The following is a 24,548-nucleotide window of genomic DNA, read 5'->3' as shown; positions in this document are numbered from 1 at the left end:
CCTTGCCACTCGCTAAACTATGGCTATCTTTGGTTTAGCCCAACTGACCGCCGTATGTCTCCAATCCGCGTCATCATTACCGATGATCACGAAATGATTCTGGACAGTCTGTCCCTGCTGTTGAGCCGCATTGATGGTATCGAGGTGATCGGCACATTTAATGACAGCCGCGATGTCGTTGACTTTCTGCGCGGGAATGCCGTTGATGTAGTCCTCTCCGATATGAATATGCCCCACCTCGACGGCATTAACCTCACGCTGCAGATCCGGCAGCATTTTCCCACCACCAAGGTACTGATGCTGACCATCTCCGAAGATGTCGACAGTATCCGGGATGCCTTCCGGGCCGGCATATCAGGTTATGTGATGAAGAAAGCCGGCAAAGCGGAACTGGAGAAAGCCCTGAAAACCGTAGCCAGGGGTGAAAAGTATTTTTCGGAATCGGTGATGACGAAGCTGATGGCCTTACCGGTGGAGCCTATACGCCCATCGGACGAAGCGCCGGCTCCATTGGCCCCGCTGACGGACCGGGAGCTTGACATTATCCGCCTGATTGCCCAGGAGCTTTCCACCAACGCCATTGCCGAGAAACTATTTATCAGCCCCGGCACCGTAGAGACGCACCGGCACAACATCCTGCGCAAGCTGGGCGTCAAAAACTCCATCGGCATTATTAAGTACGCCGTCAGGCATGGACTGCTATAGGCACCCTGACGTTGATACAGGTTCCCTCGGGCTCCCGGCTGGAGATCAGATACGTTCCTCCGAGCCGCTCCAGGCGCGACTGGATATTTTGCAAACCAACACCGTCGGCACTTTGGGCTTTGTTTATACCCAGGCCGTCGTCCTGTACTGTTAAAGTAAGTAAGCCCTGACTGCGCTGCAGAACAATATTGGCCCGGCGGGCATGGGCGTGTTTGAGAATGTTGTTCACCAGTTCCAGCGTGATCGCATAGAGTTCATACGCTGTTTTCCCGAATATCTTTTCTCCAGACTCATCAACTTCCAGCAAAAAGCGTGTGCGGTTCTGCACGTTCAGGGTATCGGTCAGTTTAATCAGAGCCGCCTGCAGGCCCTGCTTCTCCAGGATTTCGGGCATCAGGTTGTGGGAGATCGTCCGAATATCTTCGTACACTTCCCCCATCTGTTCCAGCAACCGGGTATGCTCCTGCTGCTGGCTCAGATCCAGTTGCGAGGTATCCAGGGCTTCCAGCCGCCACTTCAGGGCCGATACTTTGGCCGCTACGCTATCGTGCAGCTCGCCGGCAACGCGCTTCCGCTCAAGGGTCTGTCCCTGATACAAAGCCGCTTCAATTTCGGCGTGCTTTAGCCGCAGTTCCTGATTCTTTTCCCGCAGCCGCCGGTTACTCCAGAAAGCAAGGCTCAGAATGCCGACGCTGAGAACCAGCAATACGATCAGAAAGTTGCGGGACTGGTTCAGCTTATCGTTTTCCAGGGACTGGATGAGGCTCTGCTGCCGGGCCTGCTGCAGCCGCCCAGCCTGCTCCTTTTTCTCAAAATCGTAGGTCATGCCGGCTATGGTTGCCTTCTGAATGGCTTCATCGTTCAGCATGGTATCCGCTTCGGCTTTGTACCACTTGTAATAATACAGGGCTTTGGCCGGCTGGTTCAGGTGTTCGTAGGCTTCGGCGAGCTGCCGGATGTACTCGGTCCGCTCCGGACGCATCTCTTTAACGCCTTTGGTCCAGGCCAATCCCGCCGATGCATACGGAATCACCCGCTGGTACTGGTTCAGCGCCAGATAGATCTGCCCAAAGGTAGCCTGAGCGCTGTGCTCCATCACCTCCTGCGATTTTTCGACGGTATTCCGGTAGGTCCGCTGCGACAGGGTAGTATACGACAGTGCTTTGTCGTACTGCTTCAGGTGGAGGTACATCCGGCCGGCATTGGCATACGCCCGCGCCAGATTAGCCGGTACATGGCGCTCTCCGTATACCTTTACCTGCTGCATATAAAGCGGAAGGGCTTCGGTATATTTCCCTTCCTTCTCCAGAATCTGGGCTTTCTTGCCAAGAATGAATATCCGGACCAATTCGTCGTTCAGCCGGGCGGCCACTTTTTCGGCTTCGGCAAAGCAGGCAAAGGCCGCGTCGTTCCTGTTTACCTTCACATAAGCCGCCCCCAGGTTGGGCAGCGTGGCCCGCAGCCCTTTCCAGTCCTGAATGCGTTCCTGCAACCGGCGGGCCTGCAGCCAGGCGTTGATAGCCTCCACATACTGCCCTTCGCCCATTTTGGCGATGGCGATTTCGTTATACGCCTGCGCCTGCCACTGTATATCGCCAGCCTGCCTAAATAGCGTCAATGCCTTGTTGATAAGCTGTCGGGACAGTGGCAGCTTTGCCATGATGTTCACATAAAGCTGTGCCCGCCGGAGCAGCACCTGCCCCTGTAGTGACAGATCATGAATGGCAATAGCCATGCGTTCGGCTGTGTCCAGGGTAGCGTGGGCCGATTTGGTGTCGGAGAGGTAATCGGCCTCGATTCGGGCCAGCGCCAGCCGGACGCGAATTTCGCCCCTGGCATCTTTCACCTGCTTCGCCAGCGTCAGGGCGTCCGTCAGGGTTTGCCGGGCCAGCGAGTCATAGCCGTTCCACCAGTAGTTGGTTGCCAGTTCGTGCAGGGTTCTCACTTTAACGCTATCGGCCCGTAGCTGCGGTAGCTGCCGGTTGAGCGAATCAAGTACCGGGTTCTGGGCAGTAGCTGCCGCATAGGCAAGACAGAACAGGAAGATGTAGAGATTCCGCATAATCATCAGGAAAAGGGGTGGGATGAATTTACGGTTTAATTCCTTTAAAGTCAAAGACGTATACGGGCCTATAGGAAAACCTGTAGGGAAAAAATACAGGTTTTCCGGGGTATAATATCAAGGCTTTTCCCGATTTCCTGCGGAGGCTTTATCCGCCAACTTTGTCCTATTCAAACGGCGACAGATTTTTCAGCGCCGGGTTTGCGTCAGTTCAAACGGGCTTTTACCGTTTCAGCAGGAATAAGGCCGGAAATAGCCAAACGCGCCTGCACATTTACAAACCAGCAAAGCAACTATAACACCCTCAATTCGCATAGTCATGACAACTACTGTAGATCGTTTCGTTATCCGGCACCTGTCCGGAACCAAAGCCAACCAGGTCGAGGAATTTGACTACAAAAAATACGCGGAGATTTCGTTCGGCCGGGCTTCGTCCAATGCGCTCCGATTTGATCCGGAACACGATACGGCCGTTTCGCGCGAACACGGTAAGATCGTAAAAGATACCGGCGAAGATCTGCGCTTCAGCATCATCGACAACAACTCACGGAACGGTATATTCGTCAACCGAAACCGCGTCAACGGTTCTGCCATACTGCAACCAGGCGATGAGATTCAACTGGGCCAGGGTGGTCCTGTTTTTCAGTTCGACCTGAACCCACGCCCCGCCGGCCTGCTGATGAATACCCAGGTTATTGAAGTGCCGTCGTTTAAACCCACCAGCGAAATCAGCCTGTCGGGCATGCCAACGCTCACCGACGATGGCGGCTCCGGTATGCCGCAGAAGGTGGGGCTGGGCAAGCAGACCGTTGAGCGGATGATGAGTACCGAGCGGACGAAAACAACTCGTTCGGTGCTGCTGGGTGCTGCGGTCGTGCTGGTGGTACTGGCCGGCCTCGGCTACGCCTTCCGGGATAAGCTGGGCAAGCGTGAGACCGTAGTGGTTAATCAACCCCCGGTTATTCAGCAGGTCAAAGCGGATAACGGGTTGTCTGTGGAGCAGATTGCGGCCGCCAACACCAATAAAGTAGTGTTTATCGAGTTTGGCTATAAACTGATCTTTACCCCAACCGGCGACGATATATACCACCAGTATATGCCGATCAAACAAAAAGACGGCAGCATCCGGGAAGTAGCACTTTACGTTGAAACCGCCGACGGCCATATCGAACCGGTGCTCGACACCAAAAAGAATGTTCAGGCCGGTCGCCCGATTGCCATGTACGGAGCCAGCGGTTCAGGGTTTGTTGTGTCGCCCCAGGGCCATATTATGACCAACCGGCACGTAGCGGCCGCCTGGAACTCGTACTACAGCTTCCCGCAGGACGCTTTTCCCGGTCTGCTGCTGGTGAAGGGACCCAAAGGCTGGCAGGTTGATCCGAACCGGGCGGTAGAGCCGTTCCGGTGGGTACCCGCCGAAACCCAGTTCTTTGGTCGCAAACCGATGTCGGGTAAAGTAATTGAGGGTGTAAATACCTACCTGGATGTAACCTTTAACAAAAACGAGCAGCGCTTCCCGGCACAGGGTAAACCTACCGTGTCTATGAAACATGATGTGGCTATCATTAAGGTTGATCTGGCCGAAACGCTGACGCCGGTGAAATTGCGCGATGCCGATAAGGATATTGCCGCCGGCCAGACCATAACGGTAATGGGCTATCCGGGTATTTCGCCGGATGTGGTGGTGGGTGAATACTCTTCCGACTTCAGCAACCGCAACCCGCAGATTATCAAGGTGCCCGACGCCACCGTGACGCCCGGCAATATCGGCAAAATTCTGCGCGGACAGGCCACCGGCAAAGCAGCCGCCTACTATAGTGAGTTTGGCGATTATTACCAGCTTACCGCCAACGCCACCGGTGCAGGTAACAGTGGAGGACCGGTATTCGATAAAGACGGCAACGTTATCGGGATATTCTCGGCCAGCACCAGCCGCGAAGACGCCACCCGTATCACCTTTGCCATACCCATCAAATACGGTATGGAACTGATGGGCCGCCGGCAGGTAGTAGACTAACAAACCCGCAAACCAGACTCCCCATGTCTCCCGTTCACCCGCTACTCCATCAGGTCGTTGCCGATTACCGGCTGACTGAGTACCTCGGTGCGGGTGGCATGGGGGAAGTCTTTAAAGCGGTACACCAGGCCTCGGGGCAGCCGGCTGCGGTCAAAGTACTGTACCGGCCCGAGTTTGCCGCCCGCTTCCGCAACGAAGCCTACGTGCAGGCGTCGGTATCGCACCCGCATATTGCCGCCCTGTACGAGTATAGTCTGCTCGACAACCGGCCGGCGCTGATTATGGAACTGGTAGAAGGCCGGCCACTCGATGAATTACTCCGGAAACGGGAACGGTTCGGTAACGCCGAAACCATCCGTATTTTCGGCCAGATTGCCGGGGCAGTGGCCTACCTGCACCAGCAGGGCATCATTCACCGGGATATTAAGCCCTCTAACGTGCGCATCCGGCCCGATGGGCAGGCCAAGCTACTGGATTTCGGCATCTCGAAAGGCAAGTTTACGCCCCAACTGACGCAGGCCGGCCATATTGTTGGCACCTCCGAGTATATGGCCCCGGAGCAGTTTCGCCACCAGGTAGCCCTTACATCGGATGTGTGGTCGCTGGGCGTGCTGCTCTACGAACTGACGACGGGGCACCTGCCCTTTGACGATAAGAACCCGCTGATGCTGCGCCGGCAGATTGAGCGGGGGCAGTATACGCCCCCGCGTTTGCTGAATCCGGCCCTGGCCCCGCATCTGGCCGACCTGATTACCGCCTGCCTGCAACCCAACCCGGCCCGGCGTCCGACAGCCACCGGGTTGGTCCGGGCGCTAACCCCCGGTCAGCCGGTTGAGCGGCTGAGAACGCTGACGCAGGAGGCCCAGCAGTGGGTCCGGTCGGGGCAAAACACATTCGGTCTGATCCTGGCCGGCGCAATCTTGCTGTCCACGGGCCTCTGGTTCTGGTTTGGTTCGCCGGCGCAGCCCGAGCCGCCGGAGCCGGAGGTTCTCGTTAAACCCACTCGCTATGAGCAGATTCAGGTAGAAGTGGTCAATGCCGATTATGATGTGCAACTGGTCCTGCCCGATGGCAGCGTCCAGAACAAAGAACCATTTGTGGTGAACCGGATTCCCGGCGAAGCCCTCCCGATCACTATTCGACACCAGGGGGTTGAACGGCAGTTTGTGATCGACCCTGGCGTCAACCATTTATACCAGTGTTATTTTGACAAATAGCTGGTCCGGCCCAAAGGGACCCATTTACAGACTTTTATGAAAAATTTCCTGAAACGTCTTTTTGGTCAAACGCAACCGACCCACCGGCCGGAACCGGAAGAGACGTCTACGCCCACCGACAACACGCCCGATCCGTCTCCCCTGGTAAGTGACGTAAATGCGGTGGTAGTCTCAGACCTGGGCAATGTCCGGGCCAACAACGAAGATACCGGCCTGTTTGTCCGGCTGGCCGACGAAGGCCTGCGCCGGGTAAAAGGCTATTTGCTGCTGGTGGCTGACGGCATGGGGGGGCATCTGGCCGGTGAAGTAGCCAGTCAGATGGCCGCCGAGATTGTCAGCCGCGACTATTTTCAACACCACGATACCATCGAGAAAAGCTTAGTACGGGCATTTCAGATCGCCAACCGGCAGATCTATGAGGAGGCTAAGCAGCACCCGACCTTTCGGGGTATGGGCACGACCTGTACGGCCGTGGTGGTGCAGAATCAGCAGCTCTACTATGCTCATGTGGGCGATAGCCGGGCCTACCTGTTCAAGCACGGGCAGCTTATCCAGATGACCGAAGACCATACCTACGTGCAGGAACTGCTGCGCTCCGGCGAAATTACCGAACAGGCAGCCGCCACCCATCCGGAACGGAACGTGCTGACGCAGGCTATGGGTACCAAGGCCGATCTGCGCATAGATCTGGGCCGCTGTATCTTACCCTTTGACCCCGGCGACCGGCTGCTGCTGTGCTCCGACGGCCTGTACGAATATTGCCGGGAGGCCGACCTGGTCCGGATGCTCAGCCACGGTAGTTTAATGGAAGCCGCCGACGAGCTTGTTAAGATGGCCAAAGCCCGGGGTGGTCACGATAACATTACCGTGGTTGTAGCCGAACGCACCAGCGTAGGCGTTGAAGCCGAGCCCCGCGAAACCAGAGAAATTGAGCTTCCACTGACGCGAGACATAGAAATTTCCAATGACTAACCATACACTTCCCATGAAGGGCCGACTTATCCAACAATACCGGGTTGACGCACTGCTGGGCGAAGGCGGCATGGGTACCGTTTATCAGGCAACGGACACGCTGCTGGAGCGGCTGGTAGCCATGAAAATGCTGCATCCGCACCTGCTCAATCAGACGTCGTTCATGGAGCGGTTCCGGAACGAAGCCCTGATACTCGCCCGGCTCAACCACCCCAATATTGCCGTAGTGTATAACCTGCTCCAGGACGGTACCGACTACTTTATGGCGATGGAGTACGTTGCCGGCGAAACCCTGGAGGCCCTGCTCCGCCGAACCGGCTCCTTATCGCCGGCCGTAGCCGCCGAAATTGTACGGCAGGGCCTGGAAGGACTGACCCACGCCCACCGCAAGAACATTCTGCACCGCGATATTAAACCCGCCAACCTGATGCTGACGCCCGAAGGGACCGTTAAACTGATGGATTTTGGCATTGCGCGGATGGCGGGCGAACAGCGGCTGACCCAGGCCAACCGCATTGTGGGCACCCTGGAATACATGGCTCCGGAACTCATCCGGGGAGAAGCTCCCTCGCCGGCATCCGATATATACGCCATGGGCGTGCTGCTGTACGAGCTCCTATCGGGCAAGCTACCCTTTGCCAGCAACACGGATTATGAGCTGATGCAGAGCATCATTAAAGACAAGCCCATTCCGCTCCGGAAACTGAACGGTCAGATTCCGAAAGAGATGGAGGCAATTGTCCAGAAAGCCCTGGATAAAAACCCGGCCAAACGCTTCACCGATGCGAAAGAGTTTCAGCAGGCCCTCCAGCCTTTTTACACGCAGGCTCCCGTGCTGGACCCGGCCACATTAGGACCTACTCTGCCGATGACGGCCGTGCTGGACATTCAGCCAAAACGCCAGTTGACCTCGGCAACTAAACGCATGACACCGGCGACGCAGATCCAGCGTATGACGCAGCTGTCGACGAGCTGGGTAAGGGCCAATTGGGAGCTGTCGCTGGCCGGGGTGCTCACGCTGCTGGCCGTTGTCTTTATCGTGCTGATGCTGACTGACACGGCACCCACAGAGAATACCACTGCCAGTATTGATTCGGTAACGGATCAGACACCGGTCCAACAGATGTCGGATGAGCCGGCAGAATCGTCGGGGGCGGTTTCGCTCCCCACCGGCCAGACCAATCAGCCGGTTCAGGCACCCGTTACCAAACCGGCACCGGTCGACGATTCGCCCAGGAGCGGGACGCCTAAGGAGCCGGAACCCAACAACCCGGAGCCCCGCAAATCGGAACCGCGCAAGCCTATTGCCGAGAAACCGGGGGCCGGCAAATCGGGCAACCCTAATCCGGTAGCGCCTAGAGACGAAAAACCGCCGGTTCAGGAGCAGCCTGCTACCGGTACCCCAACCGACCCCGTGGTGGAACGTCCGGCCGAACGGTCGGCCCCTACGTCACCGGCTTCATCGCAGAAGTCGATTGCCATCCGGCGGGTTCGGGTCAATCTGGCCCTGACGGAAAGCATCTCCTCGGCCAGCGCCAAAGAAGGGCAGAACCTTCGCTTCCGGGTGACGGAGTCGGTGATGAGTGATGGTCAGGTGGTAATCCGGGAAGGCGCTACGGCGTATGGCGAAATAACCCGGATTAAGCGGACGGGCGACGGGCTGTTTACCAATCGGGATTTGCTGGAGATCCGCATTCAGGCCGTTGAGGCCGTCAACGGTCAGCAAATACCGCTCCGGTCGGCCACCATCAGTCAGGAAGCCAAAGGCGAGGCCGTGCTGTTCCGCTCCGGCCAGACCTTCGAAGTACGCACCGGCGACAGTGTTATTACCCTACATTGAATTTTCCACCATCAAGCAGTATCACAAACTCACCATTCAAGTTATGCGCTCCTTTTGGTTTACATCTATCCTTATTGCATACACGCTGCTGGCAACGGCTCCGTCGTACGGGCAAACTCTCCGGCAGCGCTCCACCACCGAAGGACTCAGCCTGGGCATTCAGGGCAATGTCCTGAGTTGGTCGTCGGATTACTTTCAATACCTGGACGAACAAGCGGGTAGCGGCTCTGGCTTCGGTGTCCGGGTTGGGTATGGGTTTACGCAGCGGCTGGAGGCCTTCGGTCAATATGACATCAGCTTCATGAGTCTGGACCAACTCGATGCCGAAGCCTTTCGCATCAGCAGCCTGACCGGCGGTTTGCGGTTCAACTTCCGGGCCACCACGCGTCCGCTCCGGCCATACGTCGAATTGGGCTACGCCCGGCGCACCGGAAAGCTCGACCAGGTTGTCAACGGAAACAGCTATGATAACCTCCTGTTTAAGGGGGGTGCCTTACACGTTGGGGGAGGGCTGAGTTACTACGTAGCCCTGCCGCTGGCCATTACGCTGAACGGCGCGTTTCAGGGGGGCGGCAAATCGGCCATTCAGGTTAACGGCTTCGACTCCAGCAATCGCGCCGATGTCACTACCTTCCGGGTATCACTGGGACTCATTCTGTATCTGAGCGAGTTGTAAGGGGGAACTACTCCCCCTTTTTCATGGCCTGTTCACAGAAACTGCCGTTTTTTACTGAGCAGACAGTTGCGCCAATAAACGATGAACATCCAGGATACCCCAGTGACCGATGTACTTTCCATCGCGCAACTGAATGATGTCAATTACGTCCATTACTACCTCTTTGTGGGTAGGCTGTACGCCAAAAAACTCGCCCTTGTGTGTAGCATGAAATGATTTACGGGTGATTACCTTATCCCCTTCGGCAATCATTTCATGAATTTCCACCGTTAAATCGGGAAAAGCAGGCTTTAATAAGTGATTGAAGAAGTAAACAACCCCGTCACGATTCTGCGGAGAGCCAGGAGGAGCTGTGTAGTTAACAAAATCCTCGGCAAAAATCTCATTGAATGTCTGCAGATTGCCGCCCTCGATAAACTCTTTGTTGATCCAGCGGACGAGTACTTTGTTTTGTTCGGTTGTCATGGCTGTAGTATGATTGATTAAACAGCCAAAGTTCATGATTGCAGCAGAGAGGCTCATTGAACGAATCCGACCATGTATGGGATATTTACGACTGCTTTCTAAACTCCAGCGGGGTAAGTTCCGGAAAAAGCGGTTGAAGTGCGATGGGTCCGCAAAATCAAGCTTGTAGGCAATCTCAGCAATTGATAAATCGGCATATAGCAGGTACGCCTTGGCTTCCATCAGCATCATGTTGTTGATTAGCTCATGGGCTGTTTTATCGGAACAGGACTTGATCGCTCTGTTCAGATAATCCGGCGACACATGAAGCATATCGGCATAGTCGGCAACCCTTCGAACGGTAAGAAATTGCCGGCTCACCAGTTTCAGATAGCTGGTATACAAATGCTGCAGCGAGTTTGAGGTGGCCTGACCGGTGCGTAGTATCGCTCCGTAATGGCGATTGGCGTGGATGAGAATGAGCTGTATGTACAAGCAAATAACGTCATGACACATAAACTGCCGTTTGCTCACTTCGTCATTTATTTTGAAGATAATTGCCTCAATTTCACTGGCCGTATCCGTATTCAGTTCAAAGCATTGTAAACCAGCATAGGTTAGAAAGGGGAAGTACTCCTGCTGACCTGCCTTCAGCAATGAATGGGAAATAAACTGTTCGCCAAACAGCATGTAATACGCCAGAAAATCCTCACTGACGTCATAGAATGAAAAAACCTGCCCTGGTATTCCAAACAGGATGCAGTTTCGGTACGGTTGATAGGTTTCAAGTCCAATATCAAACCGGGCACTGTCCTGCCGGGTCAGAGAAATTCTGTAGTATTGAGTTTTAACCGGCCCAATATTTTTCCTTACATCGGTCGTCGAATAAAGCCCAAAGCCGCCATCAAGTAATTCGGCCGTTTTGTCCATGCCGAACTCACTATGCCCCTCCCCCGTTTTGTGCAGCTTATACAAATCGGTGTTCAGGGTAATTCTTCCAATATCGGTACCAATTTCTTTGACTCCCGGCTCCCGTACCATACCCAAAGACCTACATTCCGACTACAGGAAAACCTGTATATTGATCCTGACCTCTTGGCTAATTCTACTTTTTACTATAATTATTCATAAAAACATAGTATCAATCGCAAATTTCAGTATAATTACCCGCCAAAGCCACTCATGCTCCAAATCTGGTATTATTCCTGTAGGGCTTCAGGTTCCGGATTGGTCACAGCCACCTGGATAAACAGGCTGTATTCGTCACCATTGTACGTTTGATGCGCACCGTTGATGCCAGGGGGCAATCTCAAAGGCATAACTTATAATTGAATTAAACAAGGTTGTACCACTGAGGAATGCAAATTTCCTGATTCCTTTGCTACATTTTCGTAACGCATGAAACGATTATTTCTCTGCTTAAGCCTGACAATCCTTGTCCGAATGGCTATGGCACAAACCCGGCCTGCTACCCCTACCCCGGCATCTGTTCCCCGAACAACCTCTGCCCCGTTCTATACCGGTGAAGTAGTGGGTATGGTAGTTGACTCCATCGATAAAAAGCCGGTGCCGTACGCGTCACTGGCCCTGCTAAACGCCGAGAACCGGCTGGTGATTAGCCATCTTACCGGCGACCAGGGCGAAATCTCGTTTGTCAAACTCCCCAACGGCCGCTACCGGCTATTGGTATCATGCATCGGCTATGTACCCAGAATGCTGAACAACATTCTGCTTACCGACAGCCGACCCACGGTATCGATCGGTCAAATCAGGCTGCGGCCAGACCGTAAGACCCTGAAAGAGGTAGTGGTAACGGCGCAACGGGCCATGATTGAGGACAAAGGCGACCGGCTGGTGTACAATGCCGAAAAAGACATTGCGGCCGGGGGTGGTACGGCCACCGATGTGCTCCGGCGCATACCCGTGCTGAGTGTGGATCTGAACGGCAACGTACGGCTACGCGGCAACACTCAGATAAAAGTACTGCTGAACGGCAAGCCCTCTGGCCTGATGGCGCGTAATCTGGCCGAAGCCCTCCGGCAAATCCCGGGTAATCAGGTTAAAACCGTGGAAATTATGAGCAGTCCGGGAGCCCGGTACGATCTCGAAGGCACAGCAGGCGTTATCAACATCACCACAAAAAAGCCCCGCCAGGGCATCAACGGCGGCCTTAACGGGTCAATTGGCAACCTGGTTCGGTCGGTGGGTGGGTACGGTAGTGTCCAGGGTCGGCGACTGGGCCTGTACCTGACCGGCGGCTATTATGAATATCGTACTATCGGGGATGCCGATGTGTATCGGACATTCCTCCAGAATGGCCGCCCCATCAACACACTCTACCAACGTACCAGCCAGGATAATACCGGCACCGGCGGTAATGCCGAAGTGAGCCTCGATTATGATATTGACTCTACGGCCCGGCTCAGTTTGTGGCTGTACGGCTGGAGTGGCAACTGGCCAAACAACAGCCGGCTTTACAGTCTGCTGACCGATAACCGCAACCGTACCATCCAGGAGTTTCAGTGGGACATCCGGTTTATGGACGCGTACCGCAACGGCGAAGTTAACCTGACGTACACCAAAACGTTCCGGCGGGGCATTACCCTGCCGTTTCAGGCCTCTCCTGCGCAGCCGGATGTTCAGCATACGGCCGATAAGAGCCTCCGACCCGAACTGTCGGTCATGATGCAGGGGAGCTATATTCCTGACCAGTATACCTACACAGCCACCGAATCGACTATGGCTGAAATAGTCACCTATCGCGAACGCAGTACCAACCTGAGCCGGAACAACGAACTTACCTTTCAAACCGACTACACGCACCCGTTCCGGATCAGGAACCGGCAAAATACCCCTTTGGTCAACACAGAGATTGGCGCTAAGGCAATCCTGCGCGACATCGGCAGCGACTTTTCCCTGGAGCAGGCCCTCAACGGCTCAGGCAGTTACCGCCCCATGCCCAACCGGTCCGGCGCCTTCGATTACCAGCAGCAGGTTTACACGGCCTACGCATCGCTGCGGGCGGCCCAGGCAGGGAAGTGGAGCCTCAGCGCCGGCGGACGGCTGGAGCACACCTTCCTGGGCGGTAGTTTCTTTGGTACCCAGACAACCCTGAACCGGCAATTCCAGAACCTGATGCCCAACGTCATGGTGTCCCGGACGTTTAACAACAAACATACGCTCCGGATTAGTTACACCCAGCGAATAGCCCGGCCTACAGTCTGGTACCTCAACCCGTTTATCAACTCCAGTAATCCTAAATACCTGTCTACCGGTAATCCGGAACTGAATCCTGAACTGACACACTCACCGGAGCTTTCATACAGTTTGTTTACGAAAAAAGGGTTGTTTATCAACTCATCCCTTTATTACCAGCAGACAAATAACGCTATCGACTACCTGATGGGCATGGATATACACGGAATCTCTCTGTGGAAACCACAGAACATAGCGCAGCGCAGATTCTATGGACTACAGCTAAGTACCAATAGCCAGCCCGTCAGAAACCTGAATATATCCGGCGGGGGCCATCTGCAATGGGTCGAGATCAGCAGTGCCAGCCTCGGGCAAAGCAACCAGGGCCTGATCGGGAGCGCCACGGCCAATGTCTCGTACCGGATAGGCCGGACCGTTACGGTGCAGGCCGACGGCAACTATACCACCGGAACCATTATGCTGCAGGGGAACGCCCTGGCCTGGTATTCCTATACCATATCGGCAAAAAAAGATCTCTGGAACAAACGGGCCAGCCTTGTTGTCACGGCCTATACGCCATTTCACCACGAAATCCGGCAGGATACAAATCTGGACACCCCTACCTTTACCTCGTTCAGCCGGAATGCCACCGTTACCCGGTCGGCGCGGGTCTATTTCTCTTGGCAGTTTGGGCAAAGCACCAGCGGCAACGGCCGGCAGCGGAAACAGATTAATAATGAGGATAAAGCAGGCAGCCGGACCACCACCCGCTAAACTAGATGCGGCACAGGCACGCGTGTACCTGTGCCGCAATAACAACCGGAGACAGGTGCTGCCACGCTACCTGCCGACTGTAATAACCCAGTAAGGCCTGACTCCGTCTGAGAGCGTTTCGCCGGCGGGGTGTCAGCGCGGCCACAATAGCCCGTTTACCGGCAAGCAGCGTAGAAGAGCCATCCGGCGCTGCACCGGCGAGCAGATCGGCCAGTTGTAGCACACTCAATTCAATGTCAAATAACTGCCGGGCTGTTAAGGCTCCGGTTCGTTTTGTGAATACAGGTACGTGAGCACCGCCGTTGGCTGCGCTTTCAGGGTGTAAGGCGTTCATTGGATTTTTGGGCCGCCGAAGCGGTTGTTTACTGTTCGTTCCAACAAAGTAAACCGCCCAAAAACGTAACCTTTTTACGTTGTAGCACCGCCGGAAAAATTTACTGACGTGCTGGTCACGATAAGCCCGGTATGCGGCTTTTTAGTAGCCTTCTTTGGCGTGAAAAACCAGCAGGGGTATTGGCGACCGCAACACCATGCGCTCGGTCAGGCTGGGGTTCAGCAGGCCAGCCAGAAAGCCCCGTTCCCGAGTGGTCATGATGAGCAGATCGGCATCGTGCTTCTCCAGGTACTCCAGCAGGCCACCCGTCACCGTCCGCGATTCGACCTTATCGACATGAATGTTCTCATAGCCGAACTCCCGACGAATATCGCGCAGAATCTGATCGTCGGGATTAACATTGGGCTGATTGCTGGCATCGACCTTCATCAGCTTCAGTGTTGCATTAAACGTCTGCGCCAGTCCCGATGCCTGCCGCAGAATGTGGTTCTCGTCAAACTCCAGTTGCGTGGTGTAAATAATGGTACGAATCTGAGCCGGCCGCGCAGTAACGCCTTCGTGCGGCATCGGAATCACCAGCACCGGACAAGGGGCATCTATGGCCACATCGGCAGCGGCACTGCCCGCCAGCCGGTCAAAAAAGGTAGTAATATCGCTGCGGCCGGTAATGATCAGATCAACCTGGTACTCCCGGGCAGTTCCCAGGATTTCGTCTTCTACAGCCCCGGTCCGCCATTCCGACTGGCAGTTAATGCCTTCGGCCGACAGGCGGGTAACCAGTTCATTCAGGTTCTGGCGGCTGATTTCTTCAATATCGTGGGAGGCCGCTACGCCCGCGCCCATGTCGCCCATAACCGGCAGCGTAGTATCCGGAATCATCGGCTGAAATACGTGCAGAATAGTAACCATAGAGCCGTATTGCCTGGCAATCAGCTTTACCCATTCCAGAGCCGGCGTGGTAGCATTCGTGAAGTCGGTGGCAAACAGAATACTTTTCATAGTTAAGAATTGAGAGTGAAGAATGAAGAATTAAGAGTTAAGCTGACGTACGCTTTATAATTCATCACTCTTAACTCATCATTCTTAATTATTGTTAGTGGGCTTCCAGCCAGTTTTTGCCGACGCCGATGCCGGTTTCCATTTTTACGGCCAGCGGAATGGCAGTCTGCATGATCGAGTTGACGTTCTCCCGAAGCATGTCCAGTTCGTCACGGTGGGCGTCGAAGACCACTTCGTCGTGTACTGTCAGGATCATGCGCGACTTCAGGCGATTCTCGCGAATGTAGTCATGAATGCGGATCATAGCAATTTTGAGCATATCGGCCGCACTGCCCTGGATGGGCGCGTTGATGGCGTTGCGCTCGGCAAACATCCGGTCGGTCATGTTCCGCGAGTTGATATCGCGCAGGTAGCGCCGACGCCCCAGAATGGTTTCCGCATAGCCGCAGTTCCGGGCCTGCCCGATGCTTTTGTCCATATAAGCCTTCACCGCCGGAAACTCTACAAAATAGTCTTCTATGATCTGCGCGGCTTCTTTGCGGGGGATCTTCAGCCGCTGTGACAGCCCAAACGCGGAAATACCATAGATGATCCCGAAGTTGATGGTCTTGGCTTTCCGGCGCATGTCGGGAGTAACCTCCGTCAGCGGCACCCGAAACACCTTACTGGCCGTAGACGTATGGATATCGATACCCTGATTAAACGCTTCGAGCATCGTTTCATCGCCACTAAAGGAAGCCATAATACGGAGCTCGATCTGCGAATAATCTGCCGACATGATCAGGTACTCCTCGCTGCGGGGCACAAAGGCTTTCCGAATTTCCTGCCCTCTCGGCGTCCGGATCGGGATGTTCTGAAGATTCGGATTTGTTGAACTCAGGCGGCCGGTAGCCGCTACAGCCTGGTTGAACGAGGTATGAATCCGACCGTCGCGTTGGCTGATCAGCAGCGGCAGCGCATCAACGTACGTATTCTTGAGCTTTATCAGCTCCCGAAAATCCAGGATCTTCCGGGCTATTTCGTGTTCTTCTTCCAGCTTCGAGAGAATCTCTTCTCCGGTAGCGTACTGTCCGGTCTTGGTCTTTTTGGCGTTCTTGTCCAGCTTCAGCCGGTCGAACAGAATCTCGCCCAACTGCTTGGGCGAACCGATGTTGAACTCGCCACCGGCCAGTTGAAAAATTTCCTGCTGCACCTGCCGCATATCGGTTTCCAGCGTGGCCGACAGATCTGCCAGGGCGTTGGTATCCACCGTAATGCCTTCCAACTCCATATCGGCCAGCACCTGCACCAGCGGCATCTCCACCTGCTCAAATAGCTTTGTTACCTTGTTTGTTTCAAGCTGAGGCAAAAAGGTGTCCCGCAGTTGCAGGGTAATATCGGCGTCTTCACCGGCATACTCCACCACTTTTTCGATATCCACCTCCCGCATGGTTGCCTGTTTGGGACCTTTGCGACCAATGAGCGATTCGATGGATACCGGCTCGTAGTTGAGGTATTTACGGGCCATATCGTCCATGTTGTGTCGCTGTTCCGGCTCAATCAGGTAGTGGGCAATCATGGTGTCGAAGAGCTTGCCCTGCACCTCCACACCGTACTTTTTCAGCATCAGCAGGTCATACTTCAGGTTCTGACCAATCTTCGTGATGCCGGGGTTCTCCAGCACCGGCTTAAAGACGTCCACAATGGCCTGGGCCTCCTGCCGGTCGGGGGGCACGGGCACATAAAAGGCTTCTCCTTTGCGGTAGGCAAACGCCAGCCCAACCAGATCAGCTTCTACCGGATCGATAGCGGTAGTTTCGGAGTCGAAGCAGATGGCTTCCTGCAGGCTGAGGTAGTGCGCCAGACTGGCCCGCAGCTCGGCGGTATCGACCAGCCGGTAATCATGTACGACCGAGTAAATGGTTCTACGCGGTCCGGTGGGTTTGTTCTCCCACTCCACCTCTTCCATTTCGAAGTTGAGAAACGCCGGGCTGTCGGGCACCGGCGTGGCCGACGCTCCCGATGCTTCCGGTACGACCACCGCCACATCGGCTTTAGCCCGGCGTGATTTGGGTTTGGCCGGCTCCGGAGCCGTTGCCCCCGTAGCGGATGACTCATCAAATATAAATGGCAGGTCATCGGCCCCGGTCGGCTCTGCCACCGATTTGGATTGCGTAGAAGCCGCCGGAGCGCTAAAGAGGTCCATCTGACCGGTCGATTTCTGGGTCGGGGCCGTCTGCGGGACCGGTCCATCGTAGTCCTCACCCAGCAGGCGCCGGCGCATCTGCCGGAACTCCAGTTCATCGAGCAGCGCCGACAACCGGGGTTTATCGGGTTCCGACAGGATTAGGGCATCTTCGTCGAACGGCACCGGCACATCAATATGAATGGTAGCCAACTGCTTAGACAATAAGCCCTGCTGCCCAAACTGAACCACATTTTCTTTCAGCTTACCTTTCAACTGATTGGCATTGGCAATCAGGTTTTCCACACTGCCGAACTCGGCGATGAGCTTCTGGGCTGTTTTCTCCCCAACGCCCGGAATACCCGGAATGTTATCGACCGAATCCCCCATCAGACCGAGCATATCCGTCACCTGACTGATGTCCTGAATCTGCCAGCGCTCCAGAATTTCGCTCACACCCAGCTTCTCGGCCGACTTACCCATAAAAGCCGGTTTATAGATATAGATATGGTCTTCCACCAACTGGCCATAGTCTTTGTCGGGTGTCATCATAAACACCTCGAAACCCGCCAGCGACGCCCGTTTGGCCAGCGTACCAATAATATCATCGGCCTCGTAGCCGTCCATAATCAGCATCGGGATGTTCATAGCCTCGATGACTTTCTTGACGTACGGAATTGCCACGCTGATATCTTCGGGCTGCGACTGCCGGGTAGCCTTGTACATCGGAAACTGCTCGTGCCGGAAGGTCTTCCTGGCCGAGTCGAAAGCCACCCCGATATGGGTTGGTTTTTCTTTGTTCAGCACTTCCAGCAGCGCGTTCATAAAGCCGAAAACGGCGCTGGTATTTAGCCCTCGGGTGGTAATGCGGGGAGCCTTGCTAAACGCAAAATGGGCGCGGTAGATCAGCGCCATCGCGTCGAGCAGGAATAGTTTTTTCTGCGGTTTAGCCATTTAAAAAATAACGAATAATACGGCTGTAAGTTTCCGGACTCCGGGCAAACCTGAAGGCCATCGGCCGGCAAATTACTACGAAAAAGCAGAAGCCATAGCGAAAACTTATTATCGCCCGATTCAGCCCGCTTACAGACATCTGTTTCTTTCCTGTGACCAAACACTTCTCACCGATTTATACCGAACGTATTGCCGCCGATTGCCGCCGGACTCCACCAATTAACCAAAAAAAAGACTGCCCGAATGCCGGGCAGCCTTTCTGTTTAGTGTATAGGTGGTAATGTAATGGATAAGACCAGATCGTTAAAAAGTGGTAGTGTAGTTGGTGGTTACGGAAGTAATACCCGGTCGATCACGTGGATGACCCCGTTGGTAGCCAATAGGTTAGCCTGAGTTACATTGGCAGCCGTGTTGCTATTGCCATTACCCAGTACCGTTACGTTGCTACCGTTTACGCTGGTACGGACGGCGGTTCCCTGGGCGGTCGTCACGTTGGTTCCATTTGGTACCAGCGTAGAGAATACCCGGCCGGGAACAACGTGATAGGTCAGAATATTAGCCAGCGTTGCCGGCGCAGCGGCATTAATGGACGCAATCGTGGGAAAGCCGGCCGCCTGAAAAGCCGCATTAGTGGGCGCAAATACCGTTAACGCGTTTGAACCGGACAGGGCCGAAACCACCGGTGTGCCGGCACGTAGTACAGCCGCTACCAGGAAGGTAAAGTTAGGATTGCCTTGGGCCAGTGCCACCAGATCACCCGACGGGGACAGCAGCACCCGGTCAATTACGTGAATCACCCCATTCGAGGCTGCCAGATCGGCCTGGGTCACGCGGGCACCATTGACGCTCACCCCGCTATTGTCTTTGGTGATATACAAGGTACCGTTGGTGGTCAACAGCGAGGGTTGCGCCGTATTCACCGCCGTAGGAATAGCGGCAGCAGTGACCCGCTGATTCAGCACGTGGTACTGCAATACGGTTTGCAGGGTAGCTATTGGTGTATTGTTAATAGCAGCTACATCGGCAAAACCAGCCGCCTGAAAAGCCGCATTGGTGGGCGCAAATACCGTAAGCGAACCCTGACGTAAGGCGTCGGCCAGACCTGCCCGGGTTACTGCGGCTGCCAGAAGCGAGAAATTAGGGTTGCCGACAACAACGTCGGTAATTGTCTGGGGCTGCACCGTGTTGTCATCGTCTTTTTTACAACTGGTTAATAAGGTAGCGGTAGCTACCAACAAGGCCAGTAGTGTAGCTTTAACTTTCCAGGTGGAATGAATCAAGCGAATCATAAGCGAGTGAAAGTTTGAATGGATTATTGTAATACGTTTGCACGACACTTATATGTCGATACACATAAAACAGAACCTCGGTCAGTTTGTTTAATTTCTTTCAAAAAAAGTTAAACAATATAGAAAAAACCTGCCGGTCGGCAGGTTTCATAGTGGCAGGCAGGGCTGAATTATCTTTACGGCTTTAATTGTTTCGGGCGTCATCAGTGCTACCAACGCCAGTGCAGCTATAGTGGCTCCCAGCAAAGACAAACCGCGATCCAACCCGAGTGTTTCCCAGCTGTTTCACAAAAGTTCCACAAATACAGACACCCATAAATGAAAAAGCGGCTCATCGGCCGCTTTCTTCAGGAATCATGTAAGGCTTTTTCTGGCTGCGCCAACCCTGCCCCAACCGGCGGTCGGTATTTCTGAAAGGGTATCTTCAGCAAGTTGCCGATATGCGAATGTTCATGCGTGGCCATGTGGGTATCCAGGCCATATGTTAAGTCATTTGGATCCAGTTCCATATAGGTACCGAACAGCCGGTCCCAGACCGTAAAAATGTTGCCGTAATTGGAATTGGTATGCGGCAGCACATAATGGTGATGTACATGGTGCATATTGGGAGTTACCAGAAGCCAGCCCAGCGCTTTTTCGGCCCAGCGGGGCAGCTGAATATTGGCGTGGTTAAACTGCGACAGCACCACCGACAGGGACTGGTATAACATCACAATGCCGATAGGGGTACCGGCAACCAGGGCCGCCAGCATAGTAAACACCGCCCGGAACACACTCTCGCCTGGGTGGTGACGGTTGGCCGAGGTAGTATCCAGATAGGTGTCGGAGTGATGGATGATGTGAAAGCGCCACATAGTCTTCACGTGGTGCTGTAACCAATGAATAAAATAAGCCCCGATCAGATCCAGCAGCAGCAACCCAATAAGAACCTCGGCCCAGAATGGCAGATTAATCCATTGAATAACACCAACCTTGTTGGCCACGACCCAATCGCAGGTTTTTACCAGCAGGACGGCAAACAGAAAATTGACGATAATGGTGGTAAAGGTGAAGAAGATATTAATACCGGCATGTCTGACTTTCTGATAGTCGAAGCGGAACAGCGGAATGGCGGTCTCGATCAGCCAGAACAGGGTAATGCCACCCGCAAGAATTAAAGCCCGGTGGGCAGACGGTATTGTTTCGAAATACTGGATAAGGCGCTCCATCTGTCAATAAGCGTGTTGATGCAGGAACAGTGTTTTGTTCTTTGTAAAGAACAAATATAATAATTTCCGACATACTTTGTGAACCGGCCGAAATGCCGGTTCACACGGCCTGTTTCCAGTTATGAGAGAGGCTCCGAAATAGTTTTCGTGCCGGCAAATTCGGTTTTTAAGCCTAAAGCAACTGTCATTTTTAGGCCAAATACTATCAATTTTGGGCCAGCTCTTGTTGGTTGCCACCCTAAGCACATCCACAATCACACCCGTTTTTACTGGCCAGACAAACAAAAGCCCCGATAAGTACACTTACCGGAGCTTATTTGTACATACACTTCAGCTATCAGGCCACCATCGGTTCGCCGGTCTCTTCTTTATACACAATCTCATATACCGGGCACTCGGTCAACGCCCGGATTACCCGCACCTCTTCTTCAGAGTAGGGCGTACCGTCGGCGCGGAAGATGTCGTGAAACCATACGGCCGGCTCCGGCGTGTTTTCGGGCGAACCCCAGGGATAAATGGTGTTGCTCCGGCCACTCACCAGCCCCCAGTTGATGGCCCCGACATTATGCTTTTTTAAAACCGGCATATGCGTTTCAAAAAAGTTCTTATTGGTGCGGGCCATATACTCGGTACAAATCACCGGCCGCTTATACCCCTGACACATGCGAATGATTTTCTCCAGATGCGGAACATCTACATAATGGTGGAAACTCACCACATCGGAATAAAACATCGACAGTGTGTTCAGCAGATCAAACTCCGGGCTGAAATTCCAGACACCCACCGTCAGCGGCTGCGACGGCCGCACCGCCCACGCCCACTCAAATACTTTGGTCAGCAGGGGCACCGACTCATTCAAGTGCCCGGAGTTGCCGGGTTCATTATAGAGATCCCACATAATTACCCGCTCATCGTTGGCGAAGCTACGCATGATGTCGGTCAGATAAGCCTCCAGCACCGGATACAGGGAGGTATCTGTTACTTCTTTATGGCCGGGGCACTGTACCCAGCCGGAGTTATGAACACCCGGCACCGGCTCCGGCTGTGGACCCACCTGCGGTTCTTTATTCCAGCAATCATCAAAAAAGACAAACATTGTCCGGATGCCGTGCTTAAACGAAATGGTCAGGTACTGATCCATACGCTGTTTTAGCCCGGCCGGGTCCTGCTGCCACACCAGGTAGTGCAAAAACACCCGCATGGTATTGAAGCCAAGCGATTTGGCCCAGCCCAGTTCACGATCGATCGAGACCGGGTCGAAGGTCTCAGCCTGCCACATTTCTATTTGGTTTATCGCGGTGCTGGGGTTAAAATTGCAGCCGGTCAGCCAGGGTTGCTGCGCATACCAGAAGGTAGCCTGATCTTCTGACCATTGGGTCGTAAAGGGCGTCGACGGACCCAACGGAGGACGACCGCTGGGGACGGTGTGATGTACGTTCAGGTTCATGATCTTAGTTACGGTTATACTGCCAAATTACAGTGTTTAACTCTGCTTCTCCAACCGAAAGTGCCAATTAATTTTCATGATTTAATTCTAATTTAATCAACACACTACTTATGTATAATCCGGCCTACTTTCCGTCTTTGTTTAACCATTAGACAGGAATACCTTAAATAGGTTTAGTCTAGTTTAAACGAAAAATATTGCAAATATTGCCTAAACTTGTGCATTTCACCACCTAATCATACTACCTCACTGTATGAAACTTATTGTAACTACTTTTCTTTTGCTGTTTGTCTGTAAACGAATTCTGGCTCAGGATTATCCAATTGTGCCGGTACCCTTTACAAAGGTTAAAATTCAGCAGGGCTTCTGGTACCCCCGCCTGGAAACCAACCGGACTGTTACGATTCCCTTCGACTTCAGAAAATGCGAAGAAACCGGCCGCATCGACAATTTTGCCGTGGCCGGAGGTCTCAAAAAAGGCACTTTCCGGGGTATCCGTTACGATGATTCCGATGTGTTTAAAGTGGTTGAAGGAGCCGCCTACTCCCTGCAAACCCATTATGACTCCAAACTTGACCGCTACCTCGACAGCCTGATTACCCTTTTTGCCGCTGCCCAGGAGCCCGACGGTTACCTGTTTACCATCCGAACCATCCTGAAAGACAGCACCGCCAGGCGCGACCGCGACGCCGGAGCTACCCGCTATTCGTTTGAAGCCGGCAGCCACGAGCTGTACAATGTTGGGCATATGTACGAAGCCGCTGTGGCGCATTACCAGGCCACGGGCAAGCGCACGCTGCTGGATATAGCCATTAAAAATGCCAATCACCTGCTGTCGGTCATCGGCCCCGATAAACTGGTGGTAGTGCCCGGTCATCAGGAAACCGAAATCGGACTGGTAAAGCTCTACCGCGTTACCGGCGATAAACGATACCTGGACCTCGCCCGGTTTTTGCTGGACATGCGCGGGCGGGCCGACAAACGGGAGTTGTTCCCCGACCCTGCCCGCTCCGGTCAGGGGTCTGCGTACCTCCAGGATCACCAGCCCGTTACGCAGCAGCGCGAAGCGGTAGGTCATGCCGTACGGGCGGGTTATATGTATGCTGCCATGACCGATATTGCCGCCATTCAGCAGGATAAAGCGTACCTGGAAGCCCTGCTCGCTATCTGGAACGATGTGGTGGAGCGCAAACAATACCTGACCGGTGGCCTGGGAGCCCGGCAACACGGCGAAGCCTTTGGTAAAGCCTACGAACTACCCAACGATGTTGCCTACGCCGAAACCTGCGCGGCCGTGGCCAATCTGCTCTGGAACCACCGCATGTTTCTGCTGACGGGCGAGGCCAAATACATGGATGTGTTTGAGCGGGTACTCTACAACGGCTTTCTGGCTGGCGTATCGCTGGAAGGTGACAAGTTCTTTTACGTCAATCCGCTGGCGTCAGATGGGCAGCGGAAGTTCAATGTGGGCCGGTCGGCTACGCGGGAGCCCTGGTTCAGCACGTCCTGCTGCCCCACCAATGTAGTGCGATTTCTGCCCTCGCTGCCCGGCTATGTGTATGCGCAGCGGGGCAATGCCCTGTATGTAAATCTGTTCGTCGACAGCAATACCGACCTGACCGTAAACAGCAAACCCATGATAGTTCGTCAAGTGACCAATTATCCCTGGGACGGAACCGTAAAAATGACCATCTCGCCGAAGCAGGCGCAGGCCTTCGACCTGCTGGTACGGATTCCCGGCTGGGCCACCGGACAGCCCATGCCGGGGCAGTTGTACAGCTACCGCAATGCGGCCTCCAAAAAGCCGGTGCTGACAATAAACGGCAAGGCGGTGCCGGTTACTGTTGAAAACGGCTACGCCCGCATCCGCCGTACCTGGAAAACCGGAGATGTGGTAGCGCTGACGCTGGATATGCCGGTCCGCGAGGTACAGGCTAACGAAAGTGTGCAGGAAGACAAAGGGCGGGTCGCCATCGAACGCGGTCCGCTAGTCTACTGCGCCGAAGGTGCCGATAACAACGGCCGCGCCCTCACCCTAGCCATTGCCCCCGGCCAGAGGTTTACGCCACAACCCCGAAAAGAAATGCTGGGCGGTATTACGGTTTTACAGGCTGCCGGCTCCCAGCCGGTTACGCTCATCCCCTACTATGCGTGGTCGCACCGGGGACCGAACGAAATGGCCGTCTGGTTTGGACAAACAAGATAATTTCGGTGCTGGAAGTTTTAATTTTTGGTGGAACCAACCCCTATT

At 54.3% G+C, this 24,548-nt stretch carries 16 protein-coding genes; 8 read left to right on the top strand and 8 right to left on the bottom strand.

The window, feature by feature from the left end; all coding sequences use genetic code 11:
- The first annotated feature begins 54 nt into the window (after positions 1 to 54).
- Positions 55 to 705, top strand: a complete 651-nt coding sequence (locus tag ABD931_RS10535) for a response regulator (protein WP_345266761.1) — start codon at positions 55 to 57, stop codon at positions 703 to 705.
- Here the strand turns inward: ABD931_RS10535 and ABD931_RS10530 are convergent.
- Complete coding sequence (locus tag ABD931_RS10530; protein WP_345266759.1) at positions 686 to 2,773, bottom strand: ATP-binding protein; 2,088 nt, start codon at positions 2,771 to 2,773, stop codon at positions 686 to 688. The two genes, ABD931_RS10535 and ABD931_RS10530, sit on opposite strands and share 20 nt — an antisense overlap.
- Positions 2,774 to 3,086: 313 nt before the next feature.
- Here ABD931_RS10530 and ABD931_RS10525 point away from each other — a divergent pair, with 313 nt between their 5' ends.
- The 5 genes from ABD931_RS10525 to ABD931_RS10505 are packed head-to-tail and all read left to right on the top strand — an operon-like array spanning position 3,087 to position 9,489.
- The gene (locus tag ABD931_RS10525) at positions 3,087 to 4,784 is read left to right on the top strand and encodes a trypsin-like peptidase domain-containing protein (protein ID WP_345266757.1); all 1,698 of its coding nucleotides are present in this window, start codon (positions 3,087 to 3,089) and stop codon (positions 4,782 to 4,784) included.
- Between the two features lie 23 nt (positions 4,785 to 4,807).
- A complete protein-coding gene (locus ABD931_RS10520; RefSeq protein WP_345266755.1) occupies positions 4,808 to 6,001 on the top strand; it encodes a serine/threonine-protein kinase in 1,194 nt (397 codons plus the stop codon).
- 36 nt (positions 6,002 to 6,037) lie between these two features.
- Positions 6,038 to 6,973, top strand: a complete 936-nt coding sequence (locus tag ABD931_RS10515) for a Stp1/IreP family PP2C-type Ser/Thr phosphatase (RefSeq protein ID WP_345266753.1) — start codon at positions 6,038 to 6,040, stop codon at positions 6,971 to 6,973.
- 13 nt (positions 6,974 to 6,986) lie between these two features.
- Complete coding sequence (locus ABD931_RS10510; RefSeq protein ID WP_345266751.1) at positions 6,987 to 8,813, top strand: serine/threonine protein kinase; 1,827 nt, start codon at positions 6,987 to 6,989, stop codon at positions 8,811 to 8,813.
- A 43-nt stretch (positions 8,814 to 8,856) separates the two neighbouring features.
- Positions 8,857 to 9,489, top strand: a complete 633-nt coding sequence (locus tag ABD931_RS10505) for an outer membrane beta-barrel protein (RefSeq protein WP_345266749.1) — start codon at positions 8,857 to 8,859, stop codon at positions 9,487 to 9,489.
- Between the two features lie 51 nt (positions 9,490 to 9,540).
- Here the strand turns inward: ABD931_RS10505 and ABD931_RS10500 are convergent, their stop codons facing one another.
- A complete protein-coding gene (locus ABD931_RS10500) occupies positions 9,541 to 10,974 on the bottom strand; it encodes an ester cyclase (protein ID WP_345266747.1) in 1,434 nt (477 codons plus the stop codon).
- Positions 10,975 to 11,331: 357 nt separating this feature from the next.
- Between ABD931_RS10500 and ABD931_RS10495 the strand changes: the two genes are divergently transcribed.
- Entirely contained in the window at positions 11,332 to 13,902 is a 2,571-nt protein-coding gene (locus tag ABD931_RS10495) for a TonB-dependent receptor domain-containing protein (protein ID WP_345266745.1), read from the top strand.
- Position 13,903: 1 nt separating this feature from the next.
- Here ABD931_RS10495 and ABD931_RS10490 read toward each other — a convergent pair whose 3' ends face one another.
- From ABD931_RS10490 to ABD931_RS10465, 6 genes are all read right to left on the bottom strand, one after another.
- The gene (locus ABD931_RS10490; protein WP_345266743.1) at positions 13,904 to 14,236 is read right to left on the bottom strand and encodes a hypothetical protein; all 333 of its coding nucleotides are present in this window, start codon (positions 14,234 to 14,236) and stop codon (positions 13,904 to 13,906) included.
- 141 nt (positions 14,237 to 14,377) lie between these two features.
- On the bottom strand, positions 14,378 to 15,235 hold the full coding sequence (locus ABD931_RS10485; RefSeq protein ID WP_345266741.1) for a universal stress protein: 858 nt from the start codon (positions 15,233 to 15,235) through the stop codon (positions 14,378 to 14,380).
- 94 nt (positions 15,236 to 15,329) lie between these two features.
- A complete protein-coding gene (polA, locus tag ABD931_RS10480) occupies positions 15,330 to 18,353 on the bottom strand; it encodes a DNA polymerase I (RefSeq protein ID WP_345266739.1) in 3,024 nt (1,007 codons plus the stop codon).
- A gap of 329 nt (positions 18,354 to 18,682) precedes the next feature.
- The gene (locus tag ABD931_RS10475) at positions 18,683 to 19,642 is read right to left on the bottom strand and encodes a fasciclin domain-containing protein (RefSeq protein ID WP_345266737.1); all 960 of its coding nucleotides are present in this window, start codon (positions 19,640 to 19,642) and stop codon (positions 18,683 to 18,685) included.
- Between the two features lie 347 nt (positions 19,643 to 19,989).
- Positions 19,990 to 20,850 carry a sterol desaturase family protein gene (locus ABD931_RS10470; protein ID WP_345266735.1) on the bottom strand — a complete coding sequence of 287 codons (861 nt, stop codon included), beginning with the start codon at positions 20,848 to 20,850 and terminating at the stop codon, positions 19,990 to 19,992.
- Positions 20,851 to 21,187: 337 nt separating this feature from the next.
- Entirely contained in the window at positions 21,188 to 22,297 is a 1,110-nt protein-coding gene (locus tag ABD931_RS10465; RefSeq protein ID WP_345266733.1) for a glycoside hydrolase family 2 TIM barrel-domain containing protein, read from the bottom strand.
- A gap of 253 nt (positions 22,298 to 22,550) precedes the next feature.
- On the opposite strand from ABD931_RS10465, the gene ABD931_RS10460 reads away from it, so the two are divergent.
- A complete protein-coding gene (locus tag ABD931_RS10460; protein WP_345266731.1) occupies positions 22,551 to 24,503 on the top strand; it encodes a glycoside hydrolase family 127 protein in 1,953 nt (650 codons plus the stop codon).
- Positions 24,504 to 24,548: the final 45 nt, after the last annotated feature.

Source organism: Nibrella viscosa (assembly GCF_039541875.1).
GTDB classification, from domain to species: Bacteria; Bacteroidota; Bacteroidia; order Cytophagales; family Spirosomataceae; genus Nibrella; species Nibrella viscosa.
Note: the sequence above shows the minus strand (reverse complement) of the source record. Positions and strands in the feature narration are given on the sequence as shown.

Coding starts and splice junctions, on each gene's coding strand:
- ABD931_RS10535 (WP_345266761.1), top strand. CDS start 55: ATGTCTCCAATCCGCGTCATCATTACCGATGATCACGAAATGATTCTG.
- ABD931_RS10530 (WP_345266759.1), bottom strand. CDS start 2,773: ATGATTATGCGGAATCTCTACATCTTCCTGTTCTGTCTTGCCTATGCG.
- ABD931_RS10525 (WP_345266757.1), top strand. CDS start 3,087: ATGACAACTACTGTAGATCGTTTCGTTATCCGGCACCTGTCCGGAACC.
- ABD931_RS10520 (WP_345266755.1), top strand. CDS start 4,808: ATGTCTCCCGTTCACCCGCTACTCCATCAGGTCGTTGCCGATTACCGG.
- ABD931_RS10515 (WP_345266753.1), top strand. CDS start 6,038: ATGAAAAATTTCCTGAAACGTCTTTTTGGTCAAACGCAACCGACCCAC.
- ABD931_RS10510 (WP_345266751.1), top strand. CDS start 6,987: ATGAAGGGCCGACTTATCCAACAATACCGGGTTGACGCACTGCTGGGC.
- ABD931_RS10505 (WP_345266749.1), top strand. CDS start 8,857: ATGCGCTCCTTTTGGTTTACATCTATCCTTATTGCATACACGCTGCTG.
- ABD931_RS10500 (WP_345266747.1), bottom strand. CDS start 10,974: ATGGTACGGGAGCCGGGAGTCAAAGAAATTGGTACCGATATTGGAAGA.
- ABD931_RS10495 (WP_345266745.1), top strand. CDS start 11,332: ATGAAACGATTATTTCTCTGCTTAAGCCTGACAATCCTTGTCCGAATG.
- ABD931_RS10490 (WP_345266743.1), bottom strand. CDS start 14,236: ATGAACGCCTTACACCCTGAAAGCGCAGCCAACGGCGGTGCTCACGTA.
- ABD931_RS10485 (WP_345266741.1), bottom strand. CDS start 15,235: ATGAAAAGTATTCTGTTTGCCACCGACTTCACGAATGCTACCACGCCG.
- polA (WP_345266739.1), bottom strand. CDS start 18,353: ATGGCTAAACCGCAGAAAAAACTATTCCTGCTCGACGCGATGGCGCTG.
- ABD931_RS10475 (WP_345266737.1), bottom strand. CDS start 19,642: ATGATTCGCTTGATTCATTCCACCTGGAAAGTTAAAGCTACACTACTG.
- ABD931_RS10470 (WP_345266735.1), bottom strand. CDS start 20,850: ATGGAGCGCCTTATCCAGTATTTCGAAACAATACCGTCTGCCCACCGG.
- ABD931_RS10465 (WP_345266733.1), bottom strand. CDS start 22,297: ATGAACCTGAACGTACATCACACCGTCCCCAGCGGTCGTCCTCCGTTG.
- ABD931_RS10460 (WP_345266731.1), top strand. CDS start 22,551: ATGAAACTTATTGTAACTACTTTTCTTTTGCTGTTTGTCTGTAAACGA.